This window comes from Deinococcus phoenicis, from assembly GCF_000599865.1.
GTDB lineage: Bacteria > Deinococcota > Deinococci > Deinococcales > Deinococcaceae > Deinococcus > Deinococcus phoenicis.
Map to the genome: position 1 here is coordinate 1 of NZ_JHAC01000048.1, position 25,539 is coordinate 25,539.

Genomic DNA, 25,539 nt, shown 5'->3' on the forward strand with positions numbered 1-25,539 from the left:
TGGCGATGGTGTCGATCAGGATCATGCCCATGAAGCGCTGGGGGGCCGTGCGGTACATCTCGAACACGATGGGGCCGCCCATGCTCATCCCGCCGATGATGGCCTTGGGCACCTTGAGCTGGTCCATCACCGCGAGCGCGTCGCTGGCGTAGGTTTGCAGGCTGCCGGGGTCGCTGGCCGGGGCCACGCTCTGGCCATAGCCACGGTGGTCGATGGTGATGACGCGGTAACCGGCGGCGGCCAGGGCAGCGCGGTTGCGGCTGAACAGCTCACCGCTGAGGGGGTAGCCGTGCAGCAGCAGCATCGGCGTGCCCTGCCCCACGCTCACGTAGTGGATCCGTGCGCCGTTCACGTCGAGAAAACCTTCCTGCGCGCCGACCGTGTCGGTGCTGCCCCCCGCTAGGGCAGTCCCGAGCAGCGAGAGGGTCAGGCCAGCGAGAAGAGTGGTCGAGCGTTTGCCAGGTTGCATCAGGAAACCTTCTTTCAGGAATAGGAACAGAGAATGGGGGACGGCCGCAGCCTTATTGGTTCAACATTTAACCGAACGCCTCAGCGTAGAGGGGAGACGACCCGCGAACATAAGGACGCGGTTTATGAGAACTTGAGGAGCCGGGGAGGAGGCGGCCCCGGAGAGCGGTCCTCCCGGGCAGGTCATCTCCCCCACCCCGCCGGGCGTACCCTGGCCGCATGCTGTCCCGCCCCTCCCCCCGGCCTCCGGCCACCCGTGATCCGACTGCCCCACGCGTAAACCGTGACCCCCGGCAGCTCGCCCGGCTGCTGGCCTTCGCGCGGCCCTCGCGTCATCTGTTCGTGCTGGGGTTGCTCGCCACCCTGGTCTCCAGCGGCCTGAATCTGGTCTTTCCGCTGCTGTTCGGGCGGCTGATCGACGCGTCCTTCCTGAAAGTCGGCAGCACGGACACCGGGCCGCTCGACCGCACCGTGCTGGCCCTGCTGGGCATCTTTGCGCTGAGTGCGCTGTTCGGGGCCGCGCAATCCTACCTGCTCTCGCGGGTGGGGGCGGGCGTGGTGGCGGACCTGCGGCGGGCACTGTTCGGGCATCTGCTGACGCTCTCGCCGCGCTTCTTCGCGGACCACAAGACCGGTGACCTGACCAGCCGCCTGACGGCGGACGTGGGCACCGTGCAGACCGTGACGAGTACGGCGCTGGCGCAACTCGCCGCGCAGGGCGTGAGCCTGATCGGGGCCGTCACGCTGCTGGTGCTGACCAGCCCCCGCCTGAGCCTGCTGACGCTCGCCGTGATTCCGCTGGTAGTCGGGACTGCGGTCGTGATCGGGCGGCAGATTCGCCGGGTCAGCCGTGAGGTGCAGGACCGGGTGGCCGAGGCGAACGCCAGCGCCGAGGAAGCGATCAGCGGGGTGCGCGTGGTGCAGAGTTTCACCGCCGAGCCGGTGGAGGAAGCCCGCTACGGGCGTGGGGTGATCGCCAGCTTCCTGGCCGCATTGAAACGTGCCCGCCTCCAGGCCCTGATGGGCGGCACCATGAGCTTCCTGACCTTCGGGGCGCTGGCAGTGGTGCTGTGGTACGGCGGGCGGCAGGTGATGGCGGGCGACCTCACCCCCGGCAACCTCGTCACGTTCCTGATCTACGCGCTTCAGGTGGGGGGCACGGTGGCGGCCCTGACCGGTATCTTCAACCAGTTTCAGGAGGCGCTGGGGGCGTCGGGGCGCATTTTCGAACTGCTGGACGAACGCAGCGACCTGCCCGAACCCGCCGCGCCCACCCCGCTGGGCCGCGCCCAGGGCCGCGTCACCTTCGACCACGTGTCCTTTCAGTACGGCGATGTCCCCACCCTGCGGGACGTGAGCTTCGAGGTGCCCGCCGGACAGGTCGTCGCGCTGGTGGGGCCGAGTGGCGCGGGCAAGACCACACTGGTCAACCTGATCCCGCGCTTCTGGGACGTGACGGGGGGCACGCTGCGGGTGGACGGGCGGGATGTGCGGGACTACGCCCTGGCGGACCTGCGTGCGCAGGTGGGGCTGGTGCCACAGGAGACGCTGCTGTTTTCGGGCACCGTCGAGGACAACATCCGCTACGGCAGGCCCGGCGCGTCCCCAGGTGAGGTCGAGGCCGCCGCCCGCGCCGCGAATGCCCACGCCTTCATCACGGCCTTTCCGGAAGGGTACGCCACCGTCGTCGGTGAGCGCGGCGTGAAGCTCTCGGGCGGCCAGCGCCAGCGCGTCGCCATCGCCCGGGCACTGCTCAAAGACCCCCGCATCCTGATTCTCGACGAGGCCACCAGCGCGCTCGACAACGAATCCGAGGCGCTGGTGCAGGCCGCCCTCGACACGCTGATGCAGGGCCGCACCACCTTCGTGATCGCGCACCGCCTGAGTACCGTCCGCAACGCGGGCCGCATCCTGGTGATGGACGCCGGGGAGATCGTGGAAGACGGCACCCACGAGGCGCTGATCGCGGCGGGTGGCCTGTACCGCGATCTCTACGAACGCCAGTTCCGCAAGGAGCAGGAGGCGCGGGCGGAACTGGTGTAAACAGAAACGGCCCGCCTCTGCATCGAGGCGGGCGCGTTCTCATCCGTTGGCTCATACGAACTTAAGGTGAGTCGAAGACGAACCCGAGCGGAGCGGGCAGGCGTCCTCAAGGGCGTCCGTTCTGCCCAAGACAGCGAGAAGAAGAAAATACCGGCTGGCGGCGATGGAAGAACATCCGGTGTTGTGCCCGGATGTTCTGGAATCAGAGCAAGTCGGTATCAGTCCATCGCGCTGGCCAGCACCGGCTGGGGCTGCCAGGCGTTCGCGCCGACAGAGCGCAGCCGCTCGGCCAGACGCTCGTAGCCCCGGTTGAGGTACTGCACGCCGTCGATGACCGTTTCGCCCTCGGTGGTGAGTGCGGCGATGAAGAGGGCGGCCCCGGCACGTAGGTCGGCGGCCTTGACGGGCGCGGCGTGCAGTGGGCCGCCCTGAATCACCTGGGTGTAGCCGCTGACGGTGATGTTCGCGCCCATGCGGTGCAGTTCCGCGACGTGCGTCAGGCGGTCGGGGTAGACCGGGTCCTGCACCACGCTGGTGCCGGGAATGGTGGCGAGCAGGGCGCTCATCTGGGGCTGCACGTCGGTGGGAAAGCCGGGAAAGCTCTGGGTGGTGACGTTGACGGGCTTCAGCTCGCGGTCCCGCGCGTCCACGATCAGGCTGCCTTCCGTTTCCAGGATGTCCACGCCCATTTCCGTCAGCTTGGCACTGATGGCGCGCAGGTGGTCGGGGCGCACGTTGGTCAGCACCAGGCGGCTGCGGGTGGCGGCGGCGGCGATCATGAAGGTCCCGGCCTCGATGCGGTCGGGGATGACACGGTACTCGCCGCCCCGCAGCGCCTGCACGCCGTGGATGGTGAGGGTGTTCGTGCCCGCACCCCGGATGTCCGCGCCCAGGCTGTTCAGGAAGCCGATCAGGTCCACCACGTCGGTATCGATGCTGGCGTTTTCCAGCGTGACCACACCGCCCCCCAGCACGGCGGCCAGGATGGCGTTCTGCGTGCCGCCCACCGTCAGCAGCTCGAAGACGAAGGTGCCCTTCAGGCTGCCTTCCCGCCGGGCATCGAAGTTGCCGCCCTCCTCCTCGACCTGCACCCCCAGCGCGCGAAACGCCTTCACGTGCTGATCGACCGGGCGGTAGCCGAAGGCGCAGCCGCCAGGCATGCTCACAGTGGCCTGTCCGGCACGCGCGATCAGCGCGCCCATCATGATGAAGCTGGCCCGCATCTTGCTGACCAGGGCATAGGGCGCGTCCGTGTTCAGGATCTCCGGCGTGTGCAGCGTGAGGCTGTTGGGGCCGACCCAGGCGTGGCGCGTGCCGACATGGTGCGCGAGGTCGAGGATGGTGTACACGTCACTGAGGCGCGGGACGCCGTGCAGGGTGACCGGTTCGCTGCTCAGGAGGCTGGCCACGATGATCGGCAGCGCCGCATTCTTGCTGGGCTGGGCGGCGATCTCGCCGGAAAGTTCCCGGCCTCCCTGGAGGTGCAGCGGCGTCAGTTGCATGGTGGTCCTTTCGGCAGCGCCGCAGGGGCGCAGAGTGAGTGAGGGTCTTCCGGGGGCACCCGGCCTGAGACTGAGTGCATGTTACACATGTTGCTCACCCTACGTCTACGCTGACGCTAAGGCGGGTGAGTCTGAGGCGAATGTGCAGCACCTGAAGGCTCAGCCGCTCCCCTCTCATCCGGGGAGGAGGCGGGGAATGTTGAGGACACTCATGGTGCGTGCTACGCTGCGCCGCAAGCCAGAGTGCCGGGCGGTGCGCGGCCTGGGCACACCCGCCGTCCAGAGCAGGGCCAGACCGGGGAATGGGGCAAGCGAGCCGCCACAGGAGAGGAAGAGGGGATGCCGAAGAAGGAACGCAAACGTCTCCAGGTCGTGATCAGCGAGGAGCAGGACGCTCTGCTGACGCGCACCGCCTATGAACTCTCCAGCCCCGAACGGTTGATCAGCAAGAGTGAGGTCGTCCGGCTCGCCATCGAGAAGATCGCCCGCGAACTGGGCGACGGCGAACACATCGACGAGTACCGGACCCTGCTGGAAAACGAGGAAGTGGCCGACGACCAGCCCTGAATCCGCATGAATGTGACCACGAAGCAGCGCCGCCAGATCGACCGGGCGGCGCTTTACCCTGGCGCTCAAGGGAAGCCGTGGAGCCTCCCCGCCTTTCCGGTCAGCGCCCCGCGTAGACCATGGTCGGCGGCAGGACCCGCCGCGCGCCCAGCAGGCGGGGTGCCCAGTAGGTGTCGCTGAGCAGCCGGTCCACCGCGACCTGTCCCTTGTAGGAGTTAGCGTTCACGAACTGGTCGTCGCCCAGATAGATACCCACGTGCGTGACCTCGCCGCGCCCGACCGTGTCGAAAAACACCAGGTCGCCGGGTTGCAGGTCGCTGAAGGCGATGGGCTGCCCGGTCTGCGCCTGATCGGCGCTGCGGCGGGGAAGCTGCACGCCCAGCGGCGTGAAGACTTGCAAGATCAGGCCGCTGCAATCCAGACCGCTGAGGCTGGTGCCGCCATACACGTAGGGCACCCCCAGCAGGGACAGCGCCGCGCCGCGCCAGTCGTGCGGCAGGACCCCGGGCAACGGCCGGTTCAGGCTGGCAGCAGGTGCCAGGGCGCCGGCGGGAGCGGCCGCCACCGGGGCGGGGACCGGGCTGGCCTGCGCCACGACCGGCCGGGACGCCGCGCCTGGAACGCGCAGGACCTGCCCGACTTCCAGAATCGCGTCCCTGGGCAGGGTATTCGCGGCGAGCAGGCCGTCCACACTGACCCCGAAGCGGCGCGCCAGCGAGTACAGGGTGTCACCACGCTGGACCACGTAGGGCGGCACCTCCCGCACACGCAGCACCTGCCCGACCTTCAGATCGGGACTGCTCAGGCCGTTGAGCGCCAGCAGCGCCTCCACGCTCAGACCGGCCGCGCGGGCCAGGCTGTAGGCCGTGTCGCCCGGCTGCACGGTGACGCTGCCGCTGGCCGCCAGGACAGACGATGACCCGGGCAGCGCGGAGCCAACCGGGTCAGAGGAAGGAGTGGTGGCCTGGGCATGTGACGCGACGCCTGTCAGCGTCAGGAGGGCCAGCAGCAGGGCGGTGCGGGTGAACACAGGCATGAAGAGGACTCACAGGGCGCGGAAACACTCGGGCGGAAACGGCCAGGGTGAGGCAGGCACGGCAAGCAGAACATGAGAACTGCTCAAAGAAAACTGAAACATGGGCACCGTAACATGCCCGGGGCACTGTTGCCAAGCCCCCATTTCGCGGGCCAGGGTCCGCCCAGACGGCAGAGCCGGGGCGGAGGACGGCACCAGGCTCCCGCAGCCCGTGTTCCTGTGTGCTGGACGGGCGGCTTCCTCTCACGCGCGGACGCCTATGCTGGGTGGGTGCTTGCGCGTGCCTCCGCGTGGCGCACGCGAACCTTCAGTGCGCTGCGCCATCCCGATTACCGCCGTTACTGGTTCTCACAACTGCTGTCACTGGTCGGCTCGTGGATGCAGACGACCGCGCAGCAGTACCTGGTGCTGGAACTCTCCGGGGGGAGCAGCGCCGCGCTGGGCTACGTCACGGTCACGCAGTTCATGCCCAGCCTGCTGCTGTCGCTGTTCGCGGGGGCCGTGATCGACCGGGTGCCCCGGCGGCGCGTGCTGCTGGCGACCCAGGCCACCCTGATGCTGACCGCGACCGTGCTGGCCGTGACCACCCACCTGGGCATCGTGACGCTGCCGCTGGTGATGGCGCTGGCCTTTGTCAGCGGGACGGCGAACGCCTTCGACATGCCCGCCCGGCAGAGCATGGTCGTGGACTTCGTGCCGCGCGGCGACGTGCCCAACGCGGTGGCGCTCAACAGCCTGTCCTTTAACGTCTCGCGCACCATCGGGCAGGCGCTGTTCGGCGTGGTCGCCGCGCTGGGCGTGTCCCTGCTGGCCGGGGGGAACGCGGACAACCTCGCCCGCCTCGCCCTGCCTTTTTACCTGAACGTCGTGTCGTTCGTCGTGGTGCTGTTCGTGATCGCCACGTTGCCCTTTCCCGCCCGCGAGTCGGCGCGGCACGGCAGCGTGCTGGAGGACATCCGCGAGGGCCTGCGCTATGTCCGGGCCACGCCCGCCGTCAGAAACGTGATGTTGCTGGTCGGCGCCCTGAGCCTGACCGTCATCAACTTCAACATCATCATCCCGTATTACGCCCGCGTGGTGTTCGGGGCGCGCGAGGCCGCGTTCGGCACGCTCTCGGCCGCCTTCGGGCTGGGGGCGATGGCGGGGGCGCTGTGGCAGGCCAGCAAGCCCAACCCGCTGCGGAACCTGCGGGTGGGGGGCCTGCTGCTGACCGCCAGCACCATCCTGCTTGCCTTCACGCCGGGGCCGCTGCTGGGGACCCCGGTGCTGGCTGTCTGCGGCTTCGGGATGCTGTCCCTGCTGGTCAGCGCCAACAGCACGGTGCAGCTCACGATTCCCGACCACCTGCGCGGGCGCGTGATGAGCCTCTACTCCTTCGTGCTGACCGGCATGGGGCCGCCCGGTGCCCTGATCGCCAGCAACCTGATCAGCAAGCAGGGGCCGCTCGGGCCGCGCTGGGGCCTGGTGACCCTGGCCCTGCTGGGCGGCCTGGCCCTGCTGGCCCTCTGGACGCACCTGCCCCGGCGGCTCACGCCCCCCGCCCCCCAGGGCCTCCCGGCCGACTGAGCCGGGAAGGGGCCTAGGCCATACCCCGGGGGGCATACCTCAGAGAGACGCCCGCCCCGTCCCCAGGCCTTCAGCGTCCGGCGGTCTGCGCCCTCAGTGGCGTCAGGCCCGCCTCGATGCTCGCGCGGCGCGGTTCGAGGAAGGGCGCCAGCACGAGCGTCTCGCCCAGGTGCGCGGGGTCCTCGTCCACCGCGAAGCCGGGGCCGTCGGTCGCCAGCTCGATCAGGATGCCCTGGGGTTCGCGGTAATAGATGGAGTGGAACCAGTGCCGGTCCACCTCACCGCTGGTCCGCAGGCCCAGGCCAGTCAGATGCGCGCTCCAGGCGTGGTACTGGTCATCGGGCACGCGCAGGGCGAGGTGATGAACGCCGCCTGCACCGGGCCGGGCCGGGGGAAGGGACGGGTCCACCCGCAGATGCAGCTCGGCATGCGGGCCGCCGCTGGGCTGATCTGATGGGGCCATGCTGTAAACGTGAACCGTCCGCTCTGGCACTTCCGGGTCGGGGTACGTTCCTGCCGCTTGCAGGCCGTAGGCCCGCGTCAGCACCCGCTCGGTGGGAAACAGGCCCGGCAGCGTGAGTTCCACCGGCCCCAGACCGAGAATCTGATGCCCGGCGGGGACCGGGCTGCCCTCCCAGACCACGCCGCCCGGGCCGCCTTCCACCAGGCTGAGGCGCTGGCCTTCAGGGTCGCTGAAATCGAGGTGCGGGCGGCCGGCACGGGTCACGGGCTGGACCTCCAGCCCCCTCTCCCGCAGGTGCGCCGCCCACCAGTCCAGGCTGCCGGCGGGCACACGCAGACCTGTGCGCGTGACGCTGTTGTTGCCGGGCACTTCGCGCGGCACCGGCCACTCGAAAAAGGTCAGGTCGCTGCCGGGGCTGCCCGCGCCGTCGGCAAAAAAGAGATGGTAGGCCGTCACGTCGTCCTGGTTGACGGTCTTTTTCACCAGCCGCAGCCCCAGCACGCCGGTATAGAAGTCGAGGTTGGCCTGGGCGTTGGCCGTCACGGCGGTGACATGGTGCAGCCCGTGTGGAACGAGAGGAGAAGGGGTCATGCTGCTATTTTAATCGTTTAACGTTAAATGATTGTAAGACGACGGCAGATGTATGCCCCGACCGCCAGGGGCCAGGGCCTACGAACCTCAACGCTGACGGCCGAACGCGCCTTACAGAACTTCGAACAGTCCCGCCGCGCCCATGCCGCCGCCCACGCACATGGTGACGACCACATGCTTGGCCCCCCGGCGCTTGCCCTCCAGCAGAATGTGGCCGGTCAGGCGCGCGCCGCTCATGCCGTAGGGGTGGCCGACGGAGATGGAGCCGCCGTTCACGTTGTAGATCTCTGGGTCGATGCCGAGCTGGTCGCGGCAGTAGAGGGTCTGGACGGCAAAGGCCTCGTTCAGCTCCCACAGGTCGATGTCGTCCACGGTCAGGCCGTGACGCTTCAGCAGCTTGGGCACTGCGAAAATCGGGCCGATGCCCATCTCGTCGGGTTCGCAGGCGGCCGCCGCGAAGCCCTTGAAGAGGCCGAGGGGGTGCAGGCCGCGCTCACGGGCGAGGTCCGCGCTCATCACCACGACCGCCGAGGCGCCGTCGCTGAGCTGCGAGGCGTTGCCCGCCGTGATCACGCCGCCCTCGATCACGGGCTTCAGCTTGGCGAGGCCCTCCAACGTGGTGTCGGGGCGGTTACCCTCGTCCTTCGAGGCGGTCACTTCGCGGTCACTGATCTGGCCGGTCGCCTTGTCCTGCACCTTCATGGTGGCCGTGAAGGGCACGATCTCCTGGTCGAAGAGGCCCGCCTGCTGGGCCGCCGCCGTCCGCATCTGGGAGTGATAGGCGTACTCGTCCTGCGCCTCGCGGCTGATGCCGTAGCGTTTGGCGACGACCTCCGCCGTTTCCAGCATCGGCATGTAGATGTCGGGCTTGTGCTCCATCAGCCACTCGCCCCGGAGCCGGTATTTGTTGGCGTGTTCGTTCTGCGTGAGGGAAATGCTTTCCAGGCCGCCCGCCACGAAGATGTCGCCCTGTCCGGCCATCACGTGGTTCGCGGCCAGCGCAATGGTATTCAGGCCGCTGGAGCAGAAGCGGTTGACAGTCACGCCGGAGACGGTGACGGGAAAGCCCGCCCGCAGCGCGATCTGGCGGGCGATGTTGGAACCGGTCGCGCCCTCGGGGTTCCCGGCTCCCATGAGCACGTCCTCGACTTCGGCGGGGTCCACACCCGCGCGCTGGACGGCGTGCGAGACGACGTGCGCGCCGATGTCCGAGCCGTGGGTGTCGTTGAGGTAGCCCCGGTAGGCCTTGCCGATGGGGGTGCGGGCGGTGGAGACGATGACAGCTTCGGGCATGGGTTGGACTCCTTGGGGAAGAAAAGGGCGAAAGGCAGCGGATTACGCGGGGCCATCAGCAGTAAGGGGAATCACGAAGATGCGGCACTCGGCCTCCAGACCCCCGGCGGAGGTGTAGAGGCGGCGGGCGACGGCATTGTCCGTTTCGGTCAGCACCCAGGCCGCCACGCACCCGAGCGTCCGGGCGTGCGCGAGCAGGGCGGCCATCAGCTGCCGCCCCAGCCCCTGCCCTTGGTGGGTGGGGGCCACGCCCACCTCGTTGATGAACAGTTCGGGCGGCTTGTCCGGGTGGAGGTAATGCACCGCCGACGCCATCCCGACCACCGTCCCGCCGTCCAGGGCCACCGCCAGATGGTGCCGGGGGTCCGCGAAGAACTCGGCGGCCCAGCGGGGGTCCACCGGACCGTCGAAGACTTCGGGGGCGACGTTGTCTAGGGCCGGAACTTCGTCGGCGTTCAGGACGCGCACGGTGATGGCTGGCATGCTGAGCGGATTCACCTCCCCGGAAACGGCAGACAGAATGAAGGTCGTGGCTCAGAACCAGGCTTGGTGCATATCTCTCAGCAGGCGAGCATTGAGGGTGTAAGTTTTGGACTCTGGCAACACGGCATCTATATCGCAGTGAGGGCACCGTGCTGTCTGTTCATCGTCAAGCCACTCAGTAATTTCAAACGGGCTGAAGAAACTCTCGCAATAGAAGCAGCCACACTTTGCTGATGCCATCACCGCCGTCCTGTGATTCATACAGTGCTGATGAATATATCTCAGGCGGGCTTCCATCATCGCTTTCTTACCCTCTCGCCTTCTCCCAGTCCCACTGCTCAAATGTCTTGCCCTCATCCGCCAACTGCCTGAGCAGCGGCGCGGGCGTCTGGCCGTACTTTTCCAGGGCGGCGGCAACGTTCTTCAGGCCCATCTCGTCGGCGTACCTCATGGGGCCGCCCCGGTAGGCAGGAAAGCCGTAGCCGTAGATATAGATCACGTCGATGTCGCCCGCGCGCTGGGCGATGCCCTCTTCCAGAATCCTGGCGCCCTCGTTGACCAGCGAGTACACCAGGCGTTCGGTGGCCTCCTCCTGGCTGATCTCGCGGGACTGAAGGCCCTTTTCCTGACGGTAGGTGGTCAGGAGTTCGTCGGTGCTGGCGGCGGGCACGGGTTTGCGGCCATCCGGGTAGTCGTAGATCCCCGCCTGCGTCTTCTGGCCCTTGCGCCCGGCCTCGACGATGCGGTCGAGCCAACCGTCGGGTTTGGGCTTCCCGGCCACCTTCGCCTGGTGCTGGCGGATCAGGTAGCCCACGTCCAGCCCGGCCATGTCACTCATCTCGAAGGGTCCCATCGGGAGGCCCAGGGCGTGCATGGCGGCGTCGGCGTCCTGCGGGCGGGCACCTTCCTCGACCAGTTTGCGGGCCTCGTCGCCGTACCGGTGAATCATGCGGTTGCCCACGAAGCCGTCACAGACGCCGACCACCACGCCGACTTTCTTGATGCGCCGGGCCAGGGCCAGACTGGTCGCCAGCACGCTGTCGCTGGTCTTGTCGGCGCGGACGATCTCCAGCAGCCGCATCACGTTGGCAGGGCTGAAGAAGTGCAGGCCGATCACCTGTTCAGGCCGCGAGGTGACGGAGGCGATCTCGTTCACGTCCAGGGTGGAGGTGTTGGTGGCGAGAATCGCGCCGGGCTTGGCGATCGCGTCCAGCCGCGTGAAGATGTCCTTCTTCACGTCCATGTTCTCGAACACCGCCTCGATGATGATGTCGGCGTCCTTCAGGTCGCCCATGTCGAGGGTGGGCGTGAGCAGGTTCATACGCCCCTCGACCTGCTCCAGCGTCAGGCGGCCTTTTTTGGCGGTGTTCTCGTAGTTCTTGCGGATGACCGAGAGGCCCCGGTCCAGGGCGTCTTGCGAGGTTTCCACGATGGTGACGGGAATCCCGGCGTTCAGGAAGTTCATGGCGATGCCGCCGCCCATGGTGCCCGCGCCGATGATGCCCGCCGCCCGGATCTCGGTGGTCGGCGTGTCCCGGGTCAGGCCGGGAATCTTGCCCGCCTCGCGCTCCGCGAAGAAGATGTGGCGCAGGCCGCGCGACTGCGGCGAATCCTTGGCCTGCATGAAGAGCCGGGCTTCCGCGTCCCAGCCTTCCTGAAAGGGCTGGCTGGTCGCCATCTCGGCCAGGTCGATAATCAGCGAGGGCGAGAGCTGCCCCCGGTGCGTCTTCCTGATCCCCTCGCGGGCGGCGGCGAAGAGTTCGGGGCTGCCCCCCTCGGCGCGGCGCTCACTGAGGCGCGGGAGCGGGCGCTCGTCCGCGTGGGCGCGGGCAAAGGCCACCGCCCCTTCGCGCAGGTCGCCTTCCACGAGTTCATCCACCAGGCCGAGTTCCTTCGCCTCGGTCGCCTTGATGGGGTTGCCGCCCAGCATCATCTCCAGGGCCTTTGGCACGCCCACCACGCGGGGGAGGCGTTGGGTGCCGCCCGCGCCGGGAAGCACGCCCAGCTTGACTTCGGGAAGACCCAGTTGCGCGTCCCGGGTCGCCACGCGGTAGGTGCAGGCCAGCGCCACTTCCAGGCCGCCGCCCAGCGCCGTGCCGTGAATGGCGGCGACGGTGGGTTTGGTAAAGGCGTCGAGACGGGCGATGAAACCGCGCAGGTCGGGGGCCTGCTCGCGCGGCAGGTCGAAGGTCTTGATGTCGGCCCCCGCGATGAAGGTGCGCCCACCACCGATGATGACGACCGAGCGGACGCCCGCGTCCCCCTCGGCGGCGTCCAGGCCCGCGTGCAGGCCCTCGGGCACGCCGGGCGAGAAGGCGTTGACGGGCGGGTTGTTGATGGTGAGGACGAGAACGTCACCCTCGCGGGTCTGGTCAACGGTGCTCATGCAGTGCCTCCTGGGAATGGTGTCCGCCTATGCTTCCACGCCACTTCCTCCGGGTCAAATACGTTCGCGTGCAGAGTGTACGTGCGCGTTCACTTGGCGGGGGACACTCGGGTATGCTCGGCCAATGAGCGAAACCATGAAGGCCATGCTGGTCGAGCGCCTCGGCCCCCCCGACGTGATGGAACTGCGCGGCGTGCCTGTGCCGCAGCCTGGCCCCGGCGAGGTCCGGCTGAAGGTGGAAGCGGTCGGCATCAACTTCGCGGACGTGCTGGCCGTGGCGGGCGAGTACCTCACGCGGACGCGCCTGCCCTACACACCGGGCATGGAGTTCGCCGGAACCGTGGACGCGCTGGGAGAAGGCGTGACGGGGGTGCAGGTGGGGCAGCGGGTCGCCAGCCTGGGCGGGCGCGGCGGCCTGGCGCAGTACGCCCTCTCCCCTGCCGCCGCGCTGATTCCGGTACCGGGGAACCTGACGGCGGCCCAGGCGGCGGCCTTCCCGGTGTCGTACTTCACCGCGTACCACGGCCTGAGGACGCTGGGCCACGGAAAGGCCGGCGAGTGGGTGCTGGTGCAGGCGGCGGCGGGGGCGCTGGGGACAGCCTCCATCCAGCTCGCCAAGGCCCTCGGCATGAACGTCATCGCGATGGCGAGCACCGAGGAAAAGCTCCAGCTGGCGCGTGACCTGGGTGCCGACGTGACGCTGCTGCAAGACGACCCTGAGCGGGTCCAGAAGGTGCGGGACGCGGCGGGCAGCAAGGGCGTGCCGCTGATTCTGGAAGTGGTGGGCGGCAGGAGATTTCAGGAAAGCCTCGACATGGCCGCCAACCGGGGCCGCATCATCGTGATCGGGAACGCCAGCCGTGAACAGGCCAGCCTGCGCCCGGTCGAACTGATGAAGCGCAACCTGACCGTGACGGGCCTGTGGCTCACCTCGCTGATGGGCGACCAGGAGGCCACCCGTGAGGCGGCGCAGGCCCTCACGCCTCTGGTCGCCAGTGGGCAGGTCACGCCCCAGGTGGGGCCGACCTACGCGCTGGCCGACAGCGCCCGCGCTTTTCAGGACATGCTGGACCGCAAGACGACCGGAAAGGTGATCATCGAGCCGCAACGGTAGGCCGCAGTGGGATGACCGGGCGGCCCGTCACTTCGCCCCGGTTGTCCCGACATCCAGCAAAAAAGGCCCGCGTTTCCAGCGGGCCTCCTGTTTTTAGGGTGGTAGCGGGACGCTGCTCTACGCGAACAGCCGCAGCAGGGGCCGCCACCACGGAATCGCCAGCAGCACCGCCAGCAGGCTCAGGACCGTCCAGAGGCTCGCGGCGCGGAACTTGGCCTGGTTGCCCTCCGCACGCTTGCTGACGGCGTTGCCGACCGTGGCGAACACGGCGGCCAGCAGGCCCAGCCCCAGGTGTTCCCACTGGAAGCTGGGCCGGGGCGCGCCCGCGAACACGGGAATCTTCTGCATCCCCAGGAAGGCGAACAGCAGCAGCCCCAGCACGACCTGAAGGTGCAGGCTGCTCATAAACATTGAGACGGCGCTGCGGTCGGTGGGCGTGAAGGTCTGCACGCCGCCCACACCCCGGAACGAGCGCAGCAGCGCCCAGACGCCCGCCAGCAGCACCAGCCAGCGCGTGAGGTTGTGCAGTGTGAGCAGGATCACGTAGAGCGTCGACATGCCCCATCCTACCCGATCACCTGACCGATCGGAAAGGCGGGCGGAGGGCGGTTACGGCCGGGCGACCTGGAACGGCTGGGCCATGCCTTCGCCCAGGGCCGCCCACGCCGCCTGCACGGCCACGCCGCGCCCGAAGGGCACGCCCAGGCTGGCGAAGGCGTCCTCCAGCATTCCGGCGATGCCCAGCGCGTCGTAGCGGTCGGCGTAGCCCAGGGTGCTGACGCGGAACACGGCGTCCTCGTGCGGAGCCTGCCCCGCCAGCGCCCGCTGGCCCATCGCCACGAGGCGCGCCGCGACCTGCCGCCCGGTGAGGGGCGCGGGGGGCCGCAAGACGGCGACGGCGGGCGAGGGGCGCGCAGTCCAGGAGGGGGCACCCAGCGCGGCCCCGGCGGCCAGGAGCGCGTCAGCCTGCCGCCGTTTCTCGGCCCACAGGACCTCCAGCGGCACGGAGAGCGGGCGATCGAGGGCCAGCGACAGCGCGGAGATCAGGTTGATCGCCGGAGTCTGCGGCGTGTTCCCGGCCTTCTGCCCCTTCAGTTCGCGGGTGAGGTCGAGGTAGAAGCCGCGCCGGGTCGCGGGAACCATCCTTTCCTGCACCTGGGGGCTGAACAGCACGAAGCCCAGGCCGGGCGGCGTGGCGGTCCCCTTCTGGCTGCCGCTCACGACGGCGTCCACACCCCAGGCGGCGGGGCGCAGTTCCGCGACGCCGTAGCTGGTCACGCAGTCCGCGATGATGATCAGGTCGGGATTCTGGGCCTTGGCCGCCTGAGCGATGGCCGCGAGGTCGTGCAGCGCCCCGGTACTCGTCTCGCTGTGGGTAATCAGCAGGGTGTGGGCCTCCTTCGCAGCGTCGGCCACCTCTCCCGGGTCGAGCAGCTCACCCCAGGGCCGGGCGACCCGGGTGGTCCGGTACCCCAGCCGCTCGCTCATGTCGCCCCAGCGTTCGCTGAATTTCCCCGCCTGCGCGTTGACCACCCGGCCCCCCTCCGGCGTGAGGCTGACCAGCGCCCCCTCAAAGGCCCCAGTGCCGCTGCTGGTCGTGATGACCGCGTCGTAGGGGTCGCCCAGCAGGCGGGTCAGCTTCTCGCGGGCCTCCCTCAGCCGCCCGGTCCCCAGCGGCGTGCGGTGATGCATCTGAGGCTGCGCCAGTTCCAGCAGCACGCGCGGCTCGACCTCGACCGGGCCGGGCGCGATCAGGCGCGGGCGGTTCAGGGGCAGGTGGGCGTCGTGGGGCGGCAGGTCGCTCATGCGGCCATCCTAGGGCGGAGGGGCAGCGGGGCGGCGGGCCACCCTAGCGCGGCGCGAGGGGCAACAACCGCACGCCGCCCTCGCCGTCGCCGCCGATCAGGGTGGTGCCGTCGGGGCTGAGGGCCTCCGGCCAGCCGTCCCAGACGCGGGTGAGTGCGCCCAGGGTGCGTCCGGTCGCCACCTCGCGCAGTTCCAGCCACTCGCGGCCCTGCACGTCCACCCCCGTGCGGCGCACCAGCACGCGCGTGCCGTCCGCACTGAAGCCGATCACGCCACTGGTGCCGACGAGGTAAGGCGGCGTCGGAGCCTCGCGGCCCCCCGGCAGCGCGATCAGGCGCCCGCGTGAGGCCAGAAAGCCAGCGCCGTCGGGCGTGAAGGTGCCGTAGCCCACGCCGCCGAGGGTCATCCGCAGCTCGCCGGTCCGGGCATCGAAGACCCGCGTGCGCGTCTGCCCCCGGAAGATGGGCGCAAAGAGGCGGCCATCGGGGCTGAACTCCAGGCGGGACGGCTCATGGCCGCTCTCGCTGGTCACGGTCGCCACGCGCCGCCCGGTGGGCCACTCCCAGAGCTGCGCGTAGCCGCTGCGGTTGCCCGCCGCCAGCATGGTGCCGTCCGGACCGAAGGCCAGCGAGAGGGTGCCGTTCAGACCGCCCGCGCTCAGGACCTTCTGAAAGACGGGCGGCGTGGCCGGAGAGGTACTCACGATGCCCACGCGCCCCGCACGGGTGACGGGGTCGGGCGTCAGCACCACCGCCAGCCAGCGCCCGTCGGCACTGAGCGCCGGAGGAATGTCGAGCTGCACCTCGGGCGGAAAGAAGACCTCGCGCCGAGCCTCGCCGGTCACGGCGTCGAGCAGCCGCACGTGCGAGCTGTAGCGGCCCCGCACCGCCACGATGCTGGCCGCCGGCGTGCCGGGAGGGCCGGGCAGGACCCGGGGCGCGACGCCGACCAGCACCAGGGGATCGGGCGGCACCCGCGTTTCGCCGGGCGCGGCCTGCGCAGGAGAGCCGGGGGCCAGAACAGTCAGGGACAGCAGGGACAGCGCCAGCCGCAGGGAGCGGCGCAGCGGCGCGGTGGGGACAGGCTTCACCTCCCCAGGCTAGCGGGTCGGGCATGAAAAAGTCCCCGCCGGGGCTGAAAGGAAGCCCGGTCCGGCCGACCGCGCGTTCTGGGCTTCCTGCACGTCCTCCACTTCCTGCACTTCCTGAGTGGGGCCTACACTCTGAAGCGTGGAGGAACAGCGGCAGTTCACCGAGAAGGCCGGGAAGGGTGGCCCGCGCTTCTCCTGCTCCCCCGCGCGAGATGGCGGCCCTGTTCATGTGACTGCGGCGGTTTTCCGACCTCTCTGAGGTGCGGGCGTACCGGGAGGCGGGGCGGGAGGGAGCGATGAACGCGATCGAGACAGCCGGACTGGGCAAGCGCTATGGCCGGAGTGTGGGCCTGCATCCCCTTGATCTGGAGGTGAAAGCGGGCGAAATCTACGGCTTCCTGGGACCGAACGGCGCGGGCAAGACGACCACCCTCCGCACGCTGCTGGGCTTCCTGCGGCCCACGTCGGGAACGGCGCGCGTCTTCGGGCGGGACGTGTGGCGGGAGCGGGGGGCGGTCCACGCCCGCGTCGGGTACCTGCCCGGCGAGGTTCACCTGAACCGGGACCTGACGGGCGGAGACCTGCTGGACCGGACGGCCCGGCTGCGGGGCCTCCCCGACACCGCCTCCGCGCGTGAGATCGCCGGGCGGCTGGACCTGGACCTGACGCGCCGCCTGGGCACCCTCAGCAAGGGCAACCGCCAGAAAGTCGGCCTGCTGCTGGCCCTGATGCACCGCCCCGACCTGCTGCTGCTCGACGAACCGACCGACGGCCTGGACCCGCTGGCCCAGGACACCGTGCTGGCGTTGCTGCGCGAGGCCCGCGCCCAGGGCCGCACGGTGTTTCTCTCCAGCCACGCGCTGGGCGAGGTCGAGCGGGTGGCCGACCGGGTGGGCATCATCCGGCAGGGACGGCTGATTCGCAGCGAGCGGCTGGCCGACCTCCGGGCCAGCCTGCCACAGCGGCTCCAGGTGCGCTTCCGTTCGCCGCCGCGGGTGGACCTGGCCGCACTGCCCGGCCTGTCGGAGCCGAGCGCGAACGGCCTGGACTTCTCCGGCATCTGGCGCGGCAGCCCCGACGCCCTGATCCGCGCCCTGGCCGGGGAAACGCTCGCCTCCCTGACGCTGCGGGAATCCACCCTGGAAGAAGCCTTCCTGGGCGAGTACCGGCAACCGGAGCCAGGACATGTGGCCTGAGGTCCTGCGGGAAGCGCTGCGCGACGGGCGGCGCGGCCTGCTGGGCTGGATGGTCGGGGTGACGCTGTACGTGCTGCTGATCCTGGCCTTTTATCCCTCCATCAAGAACGACCCGGCGGTCACGGAGGTCATGCAGAAGCTGCCCGCCGCCCTGCGCAGCCTCTTCGGGGAGGACTTCAGCACCCCCGCCGGCTACGTGGGCGGACGCCTCTTCAGCCTGATGCCGGTCCTGCTGACCCTCTTCGCCGCGCTGAGCGGCTCGGCGCTGATCGCCGGGGCCGAGGCGCGCGGGCTGCTGGAGTGGCCGCTGGCGCAACCGCTCCCGCGTGGGGCGCTGCTGGCTGGACGGGCGCTGGCCCTGCTGGTGATGCTGCTGGGCCTGGGGTTCGTGCTGTTCCTGAGCACCTGGGCGCTGGGGCAGGTGTTCCAGGCCCCCTTGCCCGCCGCGCGGGTGCTGCAAACGGCGGCGCTGCACACCCTGGGGGCGTGGGTGTTCGGCGCGCTCGCGCTGGCCGTCGGCGCGGCCACCGGCCGGCCGGGGCTGGCGTCGGCGGTCGGGGCGGGGCTGGGGATCGGGCTGGTCGTGCTGCATACGCTCTCGGGGCAGGTGCCCGCCTTACAGGACGTGGCGTGGCTCAATCCCTGGCACGCCGCCCTGGCCGAGGCCCCGCTCCGGCACGCGGTGGGCGGCGCGCCGCTGCTGGTGTGCCTGCTGCTGGGAGGCGTGTGGGTGCTGCTGGCCGCACCTTTCTTCCAGAACCGCGACGTGGGCCGGTAGCCAGCAGCACCCCTCCGCGATTTGCCCTAGAGCATTTGTCCGAATTACACCGTTGAAGGAAAAGCACCTCCAACGGTTCCATTCTCCCAAACGCTCTCCCTATTGCACTCGCTTCGCTCGGTCAAAAAGAGACCTTCTTTTTGACCAATGCTCTAGCCTGACCGCATGCGGATCGTGATTGTGGGCGGGGTGGCGGCGGGCATGAGCGCGGCGAGCCGGGCCAGGAGACTGAACCCGGACGTGCAGGTCGTCGTCTTCGAGCGCGGCGGCGATATCAGCTACGGCGCGTGCGGCCTGCCCTACGTGATCGGCGGCGACGTGCCGGACTTCGGGCACCTGATCGCCCGCACACCCGAGCGCCTGCGCGGCCAGGGCATCGGCGTCCGCCTGCACCACGATGTCACGGGGGTGGACGCCGCTGCCCGCACCGTCACCGTGCTGGACCGGGATTCGGGCCGGACCCTGACCGAACCCTACGACCGCCTGCTGATCGCCACCGGCGTCAGCGCCGTGCGCCCCGACTGGGCACGGACGGAGCTGGGGGGCGTCCACGTCCTGCGCGACCTGCCCGATGGGCGGGCGGTCGCGGCGAGCCTGCGGGGAGCGCGGCGTGCCTGCATCATCGGCGGCGGGTACATCGGCCTGGAGATGGCGGAGGCGCTGCGTGCCCGGGGCCTGAGCGTGGTACTGCTGGAAAAGGGGCCGGAAGTCGCGGGCCGCATGCTCGACCGGGAGTACCAGCAGCGGGTGCGGGCCGAACTGGAGCGCCGCGGCGTGGAGGTGCGCTGCGGGACCACGGTGGAAGGACTGACCGGCAAAGCCGGGCGCGTGACCGGCGTGCAGACGGACCACGGTCTGATCCGGGCCGACCTGGTGATCGTGGCCGTGGGCGTGAAACCGAACACGGCGCTGGCCCAGGCCGCCGGAGCCAGGATTGGCCGGACGGGCGCGGTGGCCGTGAATGCCCGGCAGGAAACCAGCGTGGAGGGCATCTCTGCGGCGGGCGACAACACCGAGAGTACCCACCGCGTCACCCGCCGCAAGGTCCATCTTCCGCTGGGCCTGACCGCCAACCGCATGGGCCGGGTGGCGGGCGTGAACATGGCGGGCGGCGACGCGCGTTTTCCCGGCGTGGTCGGCACCGGCATCTTCAAGGTCTTCGGCCTGGGCGCGGCCCGCACCGGCCTCACCCAGGCGGAGGCGGACGGGCTGGGGTTGAGGGCCGTCAGCGTGGATGTGGACAGCACCGACCACGCCGGGTATTACCCCGACGCCGCGCCCATCCACGTGCGCCTGACCGCCGAACGGGGCAGCGGGCGGCTGCTGGGCGCACAACTGGTCGGCCAGCCGGACAGCGTCAAGCGGGTGGACGTGGTGGCCGCGCTGCTGCACAAGCGCGCCAGCGTGCAGGACCTCTTCGAGCTGGACCTCGCCTATGCGCCGCCCTTTTCCAGCGTCTGGGACGTGCTGCTGGTGGCGGCGGACCGGCTGGGGCGGGAACTGTGCTCCTGAGCCTCCCAGACCTTTTCACAAAGCAGGCGTCGGCGACGGCTCGCGGAGGGACTGGGCCAGCAGGCCGAGGGCCTGAGCGTGCAGCCCCCGCAGAGCCGCGCGGTCCTGGCCCCAACCGAGCGCCTGCGAGCCGATAAAGCTGGCGTACTCCAACTGCGCGAGTTCTGCCGCCCGTGGATGTCCGGCCTGCCGGTGCAACTCGGTGAGGGCCGCCAGTCGCCTGGCATCGACCTCGTCCATCACCGCCTTGACTTCAGGGTCACGCAGGGACCAGACCCGGAAAGCGAGGTCGAGCCGGTGGTCGAGCCGGGCGACCCTTTCCCCCAGTTCCTTCGGGCTGTCCACGCCGGACCCGCCGTCTGGAAGCTGCTGGATGACCGCGCCGGTCAGGTCGTCCTGCCACCCGTGCAGCAGGGCCTGACGATAGTCGGCCATCATCCCGAAATGGTGATAAAAGGACCCACGTGTGAGCTTCATTTCCGCGCACAACCGCTCCAGCGTCAGGGCTTGCTCCCCCTCGTCGCGCAGCAGCCGGAACCCCACGCCGAGCCAGTCGCCTCGCTTGCGCCTCACGCGCTCAGCCTAGCAGCAAGGCCAGGGCCAGGCCCCCCAGCACCAGGCACAGCGGCGAGTAGATCAGGCGGTTGAGCCGGTCGAAGGCCTTGCCGGTGTGTGTCAGAGCTGGCAGAACATACCCCAGCGCCCCCCGCAGCAGGAAGACGCCTGCCACACCGAAGGCCGCCACACGGGCCAACCCGCCGAACGCTCCCCCCGCTGCGGCGAAGTGAAGCGCCGCCGCCGCCAGCAGCAGCGCCACGGCGACCCCGAAACAGGCCAGGGGTGTAGGCAGGCGCCCATCCTCGGCACCGCCGACCACCAGGCAGGCCAGGCTGCGCGGATCATGTCCCGGCCACACCCCGCCCAACCCCCAGTAAACATGCAGGCCTGACAACGCGACCAGCAGAGCCAGCACCAAACCTTCGGTCATTTCCATACCAGATTGTATGGTACGGAAAGGGTGGGTGGCCAGCCAGAACGCTGGCGCTCCCCTTGCGAGCGCCAGCTTCCTGCTCCTCACCCGCAGGAGGGCCTCAGGCGTCACGCCCTCCGCTCAGACCCGCACCAGGAATGCCGAATCGATCACGTCCAGATCGCGGATGGCCTGGAGCTGCTCGGGAGTCAGGCCGTCGTCCAGCGTGAGGGTAAAGAGGGCCTGTCCGCCCTTCTCGGCGCGGCCCAGGGCCATTCCGGCGATGTTGATGCCCCAGGTGCCCAGCAGGTTGCTGAGCTTGGCGACCGCGCCGGGCCGGTCCTGGTTGCTGGCAATCAGGATGAAGCCCTCGGGGGCCAGTTCCACCCGGTAGTCGCGCAGGCGGGTGAGGCGGGGGCTGCGGCCGAAGACGGTGCCGCCCACGGTGCGGGTGCGCTGCTTCTCGCCCTCCGCGCCGCTGGTGACCTTCACGATCACCTCGGTCTGGTAGTCGGGACTCTCCTGCACCTCACGCACGGCGAGGTTCAGGCCGCGTTCCTTCGCCAGGGCGCGGGCGTTGATCAGGTTGGGGCGCTCGTCGGTGCTGCCGCTGAGGTAGCCGACCAGCGCGGCGGTGACGACCGGGGCCGGGTCCGCCGGGAATTCGCCCCGGAAGGTGAGTTCGAGATCGTGTGCGCCGGGCAGCAGTTGTGCCAGGATGCGCCCCAGTTTCTCGCCCAGGTCGAGATAGCCGCCCAGGGCTTCGAGCGTCTTGGCGTCGAGGGCGGGCGCATTCACCGCGCCCTTGCTCACGTCGCCGTGGAGGGCCGCCAGCACTCTGCCGACGATCTCCGCGCCGACCCGCTCCTGCGCCTCGAAGGTATTCGCGCCGAGGTGCGCCGTGATGCCCAGGTTGGGGGCGTTCAGGAAGATGTGATCCGGGGTGGGCGGCTCCTCCACGAACACGTCCACGCCCGCGCCGAAAAGATGCCCGGAGGTCAGGGCCTCCACCAGCGCCGCCTCCTCCACGATGCCGCCGCGCGCCGCGTTCACCACGATGGCGCCGGGCCTCAGGAGGGCGAGTTCGTGCGCCCCGATCATGCCCTGCGTCTCCTCGGTCAGTGGGGTGTGGACGGTCAGGAAGTCCACCTGTGTCAGCAACTCGCCCAGGGTCGCGGCCCGCTCCACCCCCAGGCGCTCGAACTTGTTCTCGGGCACGTAGGGGTCGAAGGCGACCACCTTCAGCCGCAGCCCCTGCGCCCGGTCGGCCACGATGGAGCCGATGCGCCCCAGGCCCACGATGCCCAGCGTCTTGTCCTTGAGTTCCACGCCCAGGAACTTGCGGTCCCAGTCTCCGGCGCGGGTCTTGCGGTCGCTGCGGACCAGGCCCCGCGCGGCGGCCAGCAGGTGCGCCAGGGCCAGTTCGGCGGCGCTGACGTTGTTGCTCTCGGGCGCGTTCAGCACCAGGATGCCCCGGCGCGAGCAGGCTTCCAGGTCGATGTTGTCCACGCCGACGCCGCCGCGTCCGATCACTTTCAGGCGCTCTCCCGCCGCCTCCAGCAGTTCGCGGTCCACCTTGGTGCGGCTGCGGGTAATCAGCGCGTCGTAGTCGGGGAGGCGGCGCAGCGTCTCCTCACGGGGGAGGTTGCCTTCATAGTCGATCTCGAAGCCCTCGTGCGCGAGGTCGCCGGGATTCATCTCGTCGCAGATCAGCACGCGCAGAGGGGCCGTGCGGAGCTGCTCCGGGCTGGTCAGAACAGGGGCCGTCATGCGGTCAGGGTAAGCGCGGCGGCCCGTCAGTCGGGCGAGTTGGCTAGGGGATGGGAAACCCCGCCGCATCCAAGGGGGTCCACCGCCCAGACTTGCCTTCAGCGTCCGCCCTGGCCGCGCCAGCCGTTCAAGGCCAGATTGGGCAGTCACCCGACAACCTCCTTCTTTCAAGTTTTCGTGAAGGTAGACTTTATTTTTAGGCTCTCCTAAAATAAGTTCATGTCCTCGGCCCCCTCTTCCTCGCCTGACGCGCCCCCGCCACCTCCCCCGGCCTCCGGTCTCGACGCCCGCATGACCGAACGGGCGACCGAGGTGCTGATGCGGCCCGCACGGCGGCGGGGCCTGGCACGGATCGTGCCGTTTCTCGGCCCGGCGGTGATCGCCTCCATCGCGTACATGGACCCCGGCAACTTCGCCACCAACATCCAGGGCGGCGCTCAGTTCGGGTACGCCCTGCTGTGGGTGATCCTGGCCGCCAACCTGATGGCGATGCTGATCCAGAACCTCAGCGCGAAACTGGGCATTGCCACCGGGAAAAATCTGCCCGAGATCATCCGCGAACGCTGGCCCCGTCCGGTGGTGTGGCTGTACTGGATTCAGGCCGAGATCGTGGCGATGGCGACTGATCTGGCCGAGTTCCTGGGCGCGGCGCTGGCGATTCACCTGCTGACCGGCCTGCCGATGCTCTGGGGCGCAGGGATCACGGCCCTCCTGACCTTCGCGCTGCTGACCCTGCAAAAGCGCGGCTTTCGCCCGCTGGAAATTGCCATCCTGGGCTTCGTGCTGGTGATCGGTCTGGCGTATCTGGTTCAGGTGCTGATCGCGCGCCCCGGCGCAGAGGCGCTGCGGGGGTTCGTCCCCGGCTTTCAGGGGCCGGACAGCGTGTATCTGGCGGTCGGCATCATCGGCGCGACCGTCATGCCGCACGTGATCTACCTGCACTCGGCCCTCACCCAGGGGCGTATCCCGACCCGCACCGACGAGGAAAAGGTGCGCCTCTCGCGCCTGAACCGCATCGACGTGCTGCTGGCGATGGGCTTCGCGGGCCTGATCAATATGAGCATGCTGGCCGTCAGCGCCGCGACCTTTCACGGCCAGGGCGTGGGGGATGCGGGCAATCTGGAAACCGCCTACCGGACCCTCACGCCGCTGCTGGGGCCGGCGGCGGCGGTCGCCTTTGCCATCGCGCTGCTCGCCAGCGGCCTGAGCAGCAGCGCGGTGGGCACCATGGCCGGGCAGGTCATCATGCAGGGCTTCGTGAGCTTCAGCATTCCGATCTGGCTGCGGCGCGTCATCACCATGCTGCCCGCCTTCGCCGTGATCGTCGCGGGCCTCGACCCCACTTCCACGCTGGTGCTGTCGCAGGTGCTGCTGAGTTTCGGCGTGCCCTTCGCGCTGGTGCCGCTGCTGCTCTTCACGGCGCGGCGGGACGTGATGGGCGTGCTGACCAACCGCCCGCTGATCACGGCCCTGGGCTGGCTCTTTGCCGTGGTCATCATCGGGCTGAACGGGTACCTGTTGTGGGGAGCCTTTACAGGGAGCTGACGCCGTGCGTGCGCAGTGGAGAGGCAAACAGGCTCGTCCCTTTGCAACGGCTGCCTTTTTCCTCCTGACCACGCCCTACTTAGAGCAGTTGCCATAAGACTTAGAGCAGTTGCCATAAGAATGCGGCGTTTCTCCACAGGCGTTGGCCGAGCGAAGCGATTGAATTTGATAGGAGCAGCGGACAGAATGATGGCCTCGGGGGAAAACACCCAAGAGCCTCCATACTGTCCACTGCTCTACAGGTCCACGTTCTGTTCCAGCGCCGCCGCGAGTCGCGTCCGGTACTCTTCCCCACTCACCTCGTAGACACCCAGCCGGGCTATGTGCGGGTTCTGGAGCTGGGCATCGAGAAGCGTAAAGCCCCGCGCGTGCAGATGGGCGGCCAGATGGACCAGCGCCGCCTTGCTGGCGTTCGGCCGGCGGTGAAACTTACTCTCGGCGATAAAGGCCCCGCCAAGGGCCAGCCCCAGGACACCCCCCGCGAGTTCGCCGCCTTGCCAGACCTCGAAGGAATGGGCCAGACCCGCGCCGTGCAGGTGTTGATAGAGCGTGGCCAGCGGCGGGCTGATCCACTCGCCGTCGCGTTCGGGCGCGCCGGGCAACGCTCCCCGGCAACCCGCCACCACGTCACCAAAGGCCATATCCACCCGCACCTCGAAGCGCCCCAGTTCCCGCCGCAGCCGCCGCGCGACATGCAGCCCCTCCTCTTCGGTCAGCGGCACCAGCGCGCGCGTGTCCACCGCGTACCACTGCACGCCGTCGCCGTTGTCCATCAGAAAGGCTCCCGAGGCGTACCCGCGCGCGACCTCGCGGGTCAGGGGGTCGGGGTGGTGAAGGAAGTGGGAGGCCGGTGGCATACAGGGTTATGGGAAACGCTGTTCCCACGACCCACAACCTACAGCCCACACCCTATTTCGGATACAGCACCGCCTGCGTACATCGGAACAGCGCCATCACCTTGCCGCTGGGGCCGCGCACTTCCGCGTCCCAGACCTGGGTGGTGCGCCCCGCATGCACGGCCCGCGCCTCACAGGTCACGGTGCCCTCGCGGGCGGTGGAGAGGTGGTTGCTCTTGAGTTCGATGGTCGTGAAGCCGTTCGCCCCCTCAGGCAGCAGCATCCGCGTGCCGTAGCCGCAGGTGGTGTCCGCGAGGGCCACCACGCTGGCCGCATGCAGAAAGCCATTTGGGGCCAGCAGTTCGGGCCGGACCGTGAACTCGCTGCGCAGCAGGCCCGGCCCGGCGTGCGTGAAGCGAATCCCGATCAAGCCGGGGAGCAGGCCCTCTCCCAGCGCGTTGAGTTGGTCCAGGGTGGGCAGATCAGCCATGGGGAGAGGGTAGCAGGGGTGCGGGACGCAGGCG

At 69.3% G+C, this 25,539-nt stretch carries 23 protein-coding genes; 8 read left to right on the forward strand and 15 right to left on the reverse strand.

Annotation, left to right across the window (positions count from 1 at the left end; genetic code table 11):
• Positions 1 to 469: alpha/beta fold hydrolase (locus tag DEIPH_RS13670; RefSeq protein WP_034359157.1), on the reverse strand; the 469-nt coding region annotated here is incomplete at its 3' end.
• A gap of 218 nt (positions 470 to 687) precedes the next feature.
• Here DEIPH_RS13670 and DEIPH_RS13675 point away from each other — a divergent pair.
• Positions 688 to 2,511 carry an ABC transporter ATP-binding protein gene (locus DEIPH_RS13675; RefSeq protein WP_034359079.1) on the forward strand — a complete coding sequence of 608 codons (1,824 nt, stop codon included), beginning with the start codon at positions 688 to 690 and terminating at the stop codon, positions 2,509 to 2,511.
• Positions 2,512 to 2,729: 218 nt separating this feature from the next.
• Here the strand turns inward: DEIPH_RS13675 and murA are convergent, their stop codons facing one another.
• The gene (gene murA, locus DEIPH_RS13680; protein ID WP_034359081.1) at positions 2,730 to 4,013 is read right to left on the reverse strand and encodes a UDP-N-acetylglucosamine 1-carboxyvinyltransferase; all 1,284 of its coding nucleotides are present in this window, start codon (positions 4,011 to 4,013) and stop codon (positions 2,730 to 2,732) included.
• A 339-nt stretch (positions 4,014 to 4,352) separates the two neighbouring features.
• On the opposite strand from murA, the gene DEIPH_RS13685 reads away from it, so the two are divergent.
• Positions 4,353 to 4,580 (forward strand): hypothetical protein, encoded by a 228-nt coding sequence (locus DEIPH_RS13685; protein WP_034359083.1) that lies wholly within the window; start codon positions 4,353 to 4,355, stop codon positions 4,578 to 4,580.
• A gap of 100 nt (positions 4,581 to 4,680) precedes the next feature.
• On the opposite strand, the gene DEIPH_RS13690 is transcribed toward DEIPH_RS13685, so the two are convergent.
• Entirely contained in the window at positions 4,681 to 5,616 is a 936-nt protein-coding gene (locus DEIPH_RS13690) for a C40 family peptidase (RefSeq protein ID WP_034359085.1), read from the reverse strand.
• Between the two features lie 270 nt (positions 5,617 to 5,886).
• Between DEIPH_RS13690 and DEIPH_RS13695 the strand changes: the two genes are divergently transcribed.
• Complete coding sequence (locus DEIPH_RS13695) at positions 5,887 to 7,182, forward strand: MFS transporter (protein ID WP_034359086.1); 1,296 nt, start codon at positions 5,887 to 5,889, stop codon at positions 7,180 to 7,182.
• Positions 7,183 to 7,252: 70 nt separating this feature from the next.
• Here the strand turns inward: DEIPH_RS13695 and DEIPH_RS13700 are convergent, their stop codons facing one another.
• The 4 genes from DEIPH_RS13700 to DEIPH_RS13715 form a co-directional block, all read right to left on the reverse strand.
• Positions 7,253 to 8,236 carry a ring-cleaving dioxygenase gene (locus DEIPH_RS13700; protein ID WP_034359087.1) on the reverse strand — a complete coding sequence of 328 codons (984 nt, stop codon included), beginning with the start codon at positions 8,234 to 8,236 and terminating at the stop codon, positions 7,253 to 7,255.
• A gap of 111 nt (positions 8,237 to 8,347) precedes the next feature.
• Complete coding sequence (locus tag DEIPH_RS13705) at positions 8,348 to 9,529, reverse strand: acetyl-CoA C-acyltransferase (RefSeq protein ID WP_034359088.1); 1,182 nt, start codon at positions 9,527 to 9,529, stop codon at positions 8,348 to 8,350.
• A gap of 42 nt (positions 9,530 to 9,571) precedes the next feature.
• Positions 9,572 to 10,012, reverse strand: a complete 441-nt coding sequence (locus DEIPH_RS13710) for a GNAT family N-acetyltransferase (protein ID WP_034359090.1) — start codon at positions 10,010 to 10,012, stop codon at positions 9,572 to 9,574.
• A 307-nt stretch (positions 10,013 to 10,319) separates the two neighbouring features.
• Entirely contained in the window at positions 10,320 to 12,398 is a 2,079-nt protein-coding gene (locus tag DEIPH_RS13715; RefSeq protein WP_034359092.1) for a 3-hydroxyacyl-CoA dehydrogenase NAD-binding domain-containing protein, read from the reverse strand.
• Positions 12,399 to 12,522: 124 nt separating this feature from the next.
• Between DEIPH_RS13715 and DEIPH_RS13720 the strand changes: the two genes are divergently transcribed.
• Positions 12,523 to 13,512, forward strand: a complete 990-nt coding sequence (locus DEIPH_RS13720; RefSeq protein ID WP_034359094.1) for an NADPH:quinone oxidoreductase family protein — start codon at positions 12,523 to 12,525, stop codon at positions 13,510 to 13,512.
• A gap of 117 nt (positions 13,513 to 13,629) precedes the next feature.
• Here the strand turns inward: DEIPH_RS13720 and DEIPH_RS13725 are convergent, their stop codons facing one another.
• Genes DEIPH_RS13725 through DEIPH_RS13735 form a run of 3 tightly spaced genes read right to left on the reverse strand, consistent with a single transcriptional unit; the run spans position 13,630 to position 16,408 of the window.
• Complete coding sequence (locus DEIPH_RS13725) at positions 13,630 to 14,070, reverse strand: hypothetical protein (RefSeq protein ID WP_034359096.1); 441 nt, start codon at positions 14,068 to 14,070, stop codon at positions 13,630 to 13,632.
• Positions 14,071 to 14,121: 51 nt separating this feature from the next.
• The gene (locus DEIPH_RS13730; protein WP_034359099.1) at positions 14,122 to 15,318 is read right to left on the reverse strand and encodes an aminotransferase class V-fold PLP-dependent enzyme; all 1,197 of its coding nucleotides are present in this window, start codon (positions 15,316 to 15,318) and stop codon (positions 14,122 to 14,124) included.
• Positions 15,319 to 15,361: 43 nt separating this feature from the next.
• The gene (locus DEIPH_RS13735; protein ID WP_051517395.1) at positions 15,362 to 16,408 is read right to left on the reverse strand and encodes a WD40 repeat domain-containing protein; all 1,047 of its coding nucleotides are present in this window, start codon (positions 16,406 to 16,408) and stop codon (positions 15,362 to 15,364) included.
• Between the two features lie 296 nt (positions 16,409 to 16,704).
• Between DEIPH_RS13735 and DEIPH_RS13740 the strand changes: the two genes are divergently transcribed.
• From DEIPH_RS13740 to DEIPH_RS13750, 3 genes are all read left to right on the forward strand, one after another.
• On the forward strand, positions 16,705 to 17,604 hold the full coding sequence (locus DEIPH_RS13740) for an ABC transporter ATP-binding protein (RefSeq protein ID WP_034359101.1): 900 nt from the start codon (positions 16,705 to 16,707) through the stop codon (positions 17,602 to 17,604).
• The gene (locus DEIPH_RS13745; protein ID WP_034359103.1) at positions 17,594 to 18,382 is read left to right on the forward strand and encodes an ABC transporter permease subunit; all 789 of its coding nucleotides are present in this window, start codon (positions 17,594 to 17,596) and stop codon (positions 18,380 to 18,382) included. The genes DEIPH_RS13740 and DEIPH_RS13745 overlap by 11 nt, the downstream gene beginning before the upstream one ends.
• 165 nt (positions 18,383 to 18,547) lie before the next feature.
• Positions 18,548 to 19,894, forward strand: coding sequence for an FAD-dependent oxidoreductase (locus DEIPH_RS13750; RefSeq protein WP_034359105.1), 1,347 nt, complete (start codon positions 18,548 to 18,550; stop codon positions 19,892 to 19,894).
• Positions 19,895 to 19,909: 15 nt separating this feature from the next.
• Here the strand turns inward: DEIPH_RS13750 and DEIPH_RS13755 are convergent, their stop codons facing one another.
• The 3 genes from DEIPH_RS13755 to serA all read right to left on the reverse strand — a co-directional run bounded on the left by DEIPH_RS13755 (position 19,910) and on the right by serA (position 22,634).
• On the reverse strand, positions 19,910 to 20,467 hold the full coding sequence (locus DEIPH_RS13755; RefSeq protein ID WP_051517396.1) for a TetR/AcrR family transcriptional regulator: 558 nt from the start codon (positions 20,465 to 20,467) through the stop codon (positions 19,910 to 19,912).
• Positions 20,468 to 20,471: 4 nt separating this feature from the next.
• Complete coding sequence (locus DEIPH_RS13760) at positions 20,472 to 20,882, reverse strand: DUF3995 domain-containing protein (RefSeq protein WP_152544945.1); 411 nt, start codon at positions 20,880 to 20,882, stop codon at positions 20,472 to 20,474.
• Between the two features lie 123 nt (positions 20,883 to 21,005).
• Positions 21,006 to 22,634: a phosphoglycerate dehydrogenase gene (serA, locus tag DEIPH_RS13765; RefSeq protein WP_034359110.1), complete on the reverse strand. Its 1,629-nt coding sequence runs from the start codon at positions 22,632 to 22,634 to the stop codon at positions 21,006 to 21,008.
• Positions 22,635 to 22,853: 219 nt separating this feature from the next.
• Between serA and DEIPH_RS13770 the strand changes: the two genes are divergently transcribed.
• Positions 22,854 to 24,179, forward strand: coding sequence for an Nramp family divalent metal transporter (locus DEIPH_RS13770; RefSeq protein ID WP_034359113.1), 1,326 nt, complete (start codon positions 22,854 to 22,856; stop codon positions 24,177 to 24,179).
• Positions 24,180 to 24,415: 236 nt separating this feature from the next.
• On the opposite strand, the gene aat is transcribed toward DEIPH_RS13770, so the two are convergent.
• Positions 24,416 to 25,036: a leucyl/phenylalanyl-tRNA--protein transferase gene (gene aat, locus DEIPH_RS13775; protein ID WP_034359116.1), complete on the reverse strand. Its 621-nt coding sequence runs from the start codon at positions 25,034 to 25,036 to the stop codon at positions 24,416 to 24,418.
• 52 nt (positions 25,037 to 25,088) lie between these two features.
• The gene (locus DEIPH_RS13780) at positions 25,089 to 25,505 is read right to left on the reverse strand and encodes a PaaI family thioesterase (RefSeq protein ID WP_034359118.1); all 417 of its coding nucleotides are present in this window, start codon (positions 25,503 to 25,505) and stop codon (positions 25,089 to 25,091) included.
• Between the last annotated feature and the right edge of the window lie 34 nt (positions 25,506 to 25,539).

Excerpts from the sequence above, each read along its gene's own strand:
- DEIPH_RS13675 (WP_034359079.1), top strand. The coding sequence starts at position 688 with ATGCTGTCCCGCCCCTCCCCCCGGCCTCCGGCCACCCGTGATCCGACT.
- murA (WP_034359081.1), bottom strand. The coding sequence starts at position 4,013 with ATGCAACTGACGCCGCTGCACCTCCAGGGAGGCCGGGAACTTTCCGGC.
- DEIPH_RS13685 (WP_034359083.1), top strand. The coding sequence starts at position 4,353 with ATGCCGAAGAAGGAACGCAAACGTCTCCAGGTCGTGATCAGCGAGGAG.
- DEIPH_RS13690 (WP_034359085.1), bottom strand. The coding sequence starts at position 5,616 with ATGCCTGTGTTCACCCGCACCGCCCTGCTGCTGGCCCTCCTGACGCTG.
- DEIPH_RS13700 (WP_034359087.1), bottom strand. The coding sequence starts at position 8,236 with ATGACCCCTTCTCCTCTCGTTCCACACGGGCTGCACCATGTCACCGCC.
- DEIPH_RS13705 (WP_034359088.1), bottom strand. The coding sequence starts at position 9,529 with ATGCCCGAAGCTGTCATCGTCTCCACCGCCCGCACCCCCATCGGCAAG.
- DEIPH_RS13710 (WP_034359090.1), bottom strand. The coding sequence starts at position 10,012 with ATGCCAGCCATCACCGTGCGCGTCCTGAACGCCGACGAAGTTCCGGCC.
- DEIPH_RS13715 (WP_034359092.1), bottom strand. The coding sequence starts at position 12,398 with ATGAGCACCGTTGACCAGACCCGCGAGGGTGACGTTCTCGTCCTCACC.
- DEIPH_RS13720 (WP_034359094.1), top strand. The coding sequence starts at position 12,523 with ATGAGCGAAACCATGAAGGCCATGCTGGTCGAGCGCCTCGGCCCCCCC.
- DEIPH_RS13725 (WP_034359096.1), bottom strand. The coding sequence starts at position 14,070 with ATGTCGACGCTCTACGTGATCCTGCTCACACTGCACAACCTCACGCGC.
- DEIPH_RS13730 (WP_034359099.1), bottom strand. The coding sequence starts at position 15,318 with ATGAGCGACCTGCCGCCCCACGACGCCCACCTGCCCCTGAACCGCCCG.
- DEIPH_RS13740 (WP_034359101.1), top strand. The coding sequence starts at position 16,705 with ATGAACGCGATCGAGACAGCCGGACTGGGCAAGCGCTATGGCCGGAGT.
- DEIPH_RS13745 (WP_034359103.1), top strand. The coding sequence starts at position 17,594 with ATGTGGCCTGAGGTCCTGCGGGAAGCGCTGCGCGACGGGCGGCGCGGC.
- DEIPH_RS13750 (WP_034359105.1), top strand. The coding sequence starts at position 18,548 with ATGCGGATCGTGATTGTGGGCGGGGTGGCGGCGGGCATGAGCGCGGCG.
- DEIPH_RS13760 (WP_152544945.1), bottom strand. The coding sequence starts at position 20,882 with ATGACCGAAGGTTTGGTGCTGGCTCTGCTGGTCGCGTTGTCAGGCCTG.
- serA (WP_034359110.1), bottom strand. The coding sequence starts at position 22,634 with ATGACGGCCCCTGTTCTGACCAGCCCGGAGCAGCTCCGCACGGCCCCT.
- DEIPH_RS13770 (WP_034359113.1), top strand. The coding sequence starts at position 22,854 with ATGTCCTCGGCCCCCTCTTCCTCGCCTGACGCGCCCCCGCCACCTCCC.
- aat (WP_034359116.1), bottom strand. The coding sequence starts at position 25,036 with ATGCCACCGGCCTCCCACTTCCTTCACCACCCCGACCCCCTGACCCGC.
- DEIPH_RS13780 (WP_034359118.1), bottom strand. The coding sequence starts at position 25,505 with ATGGCTGATCTGCCCACCCTGGACCAACTCAACGCGCTGGGAGAGGGC.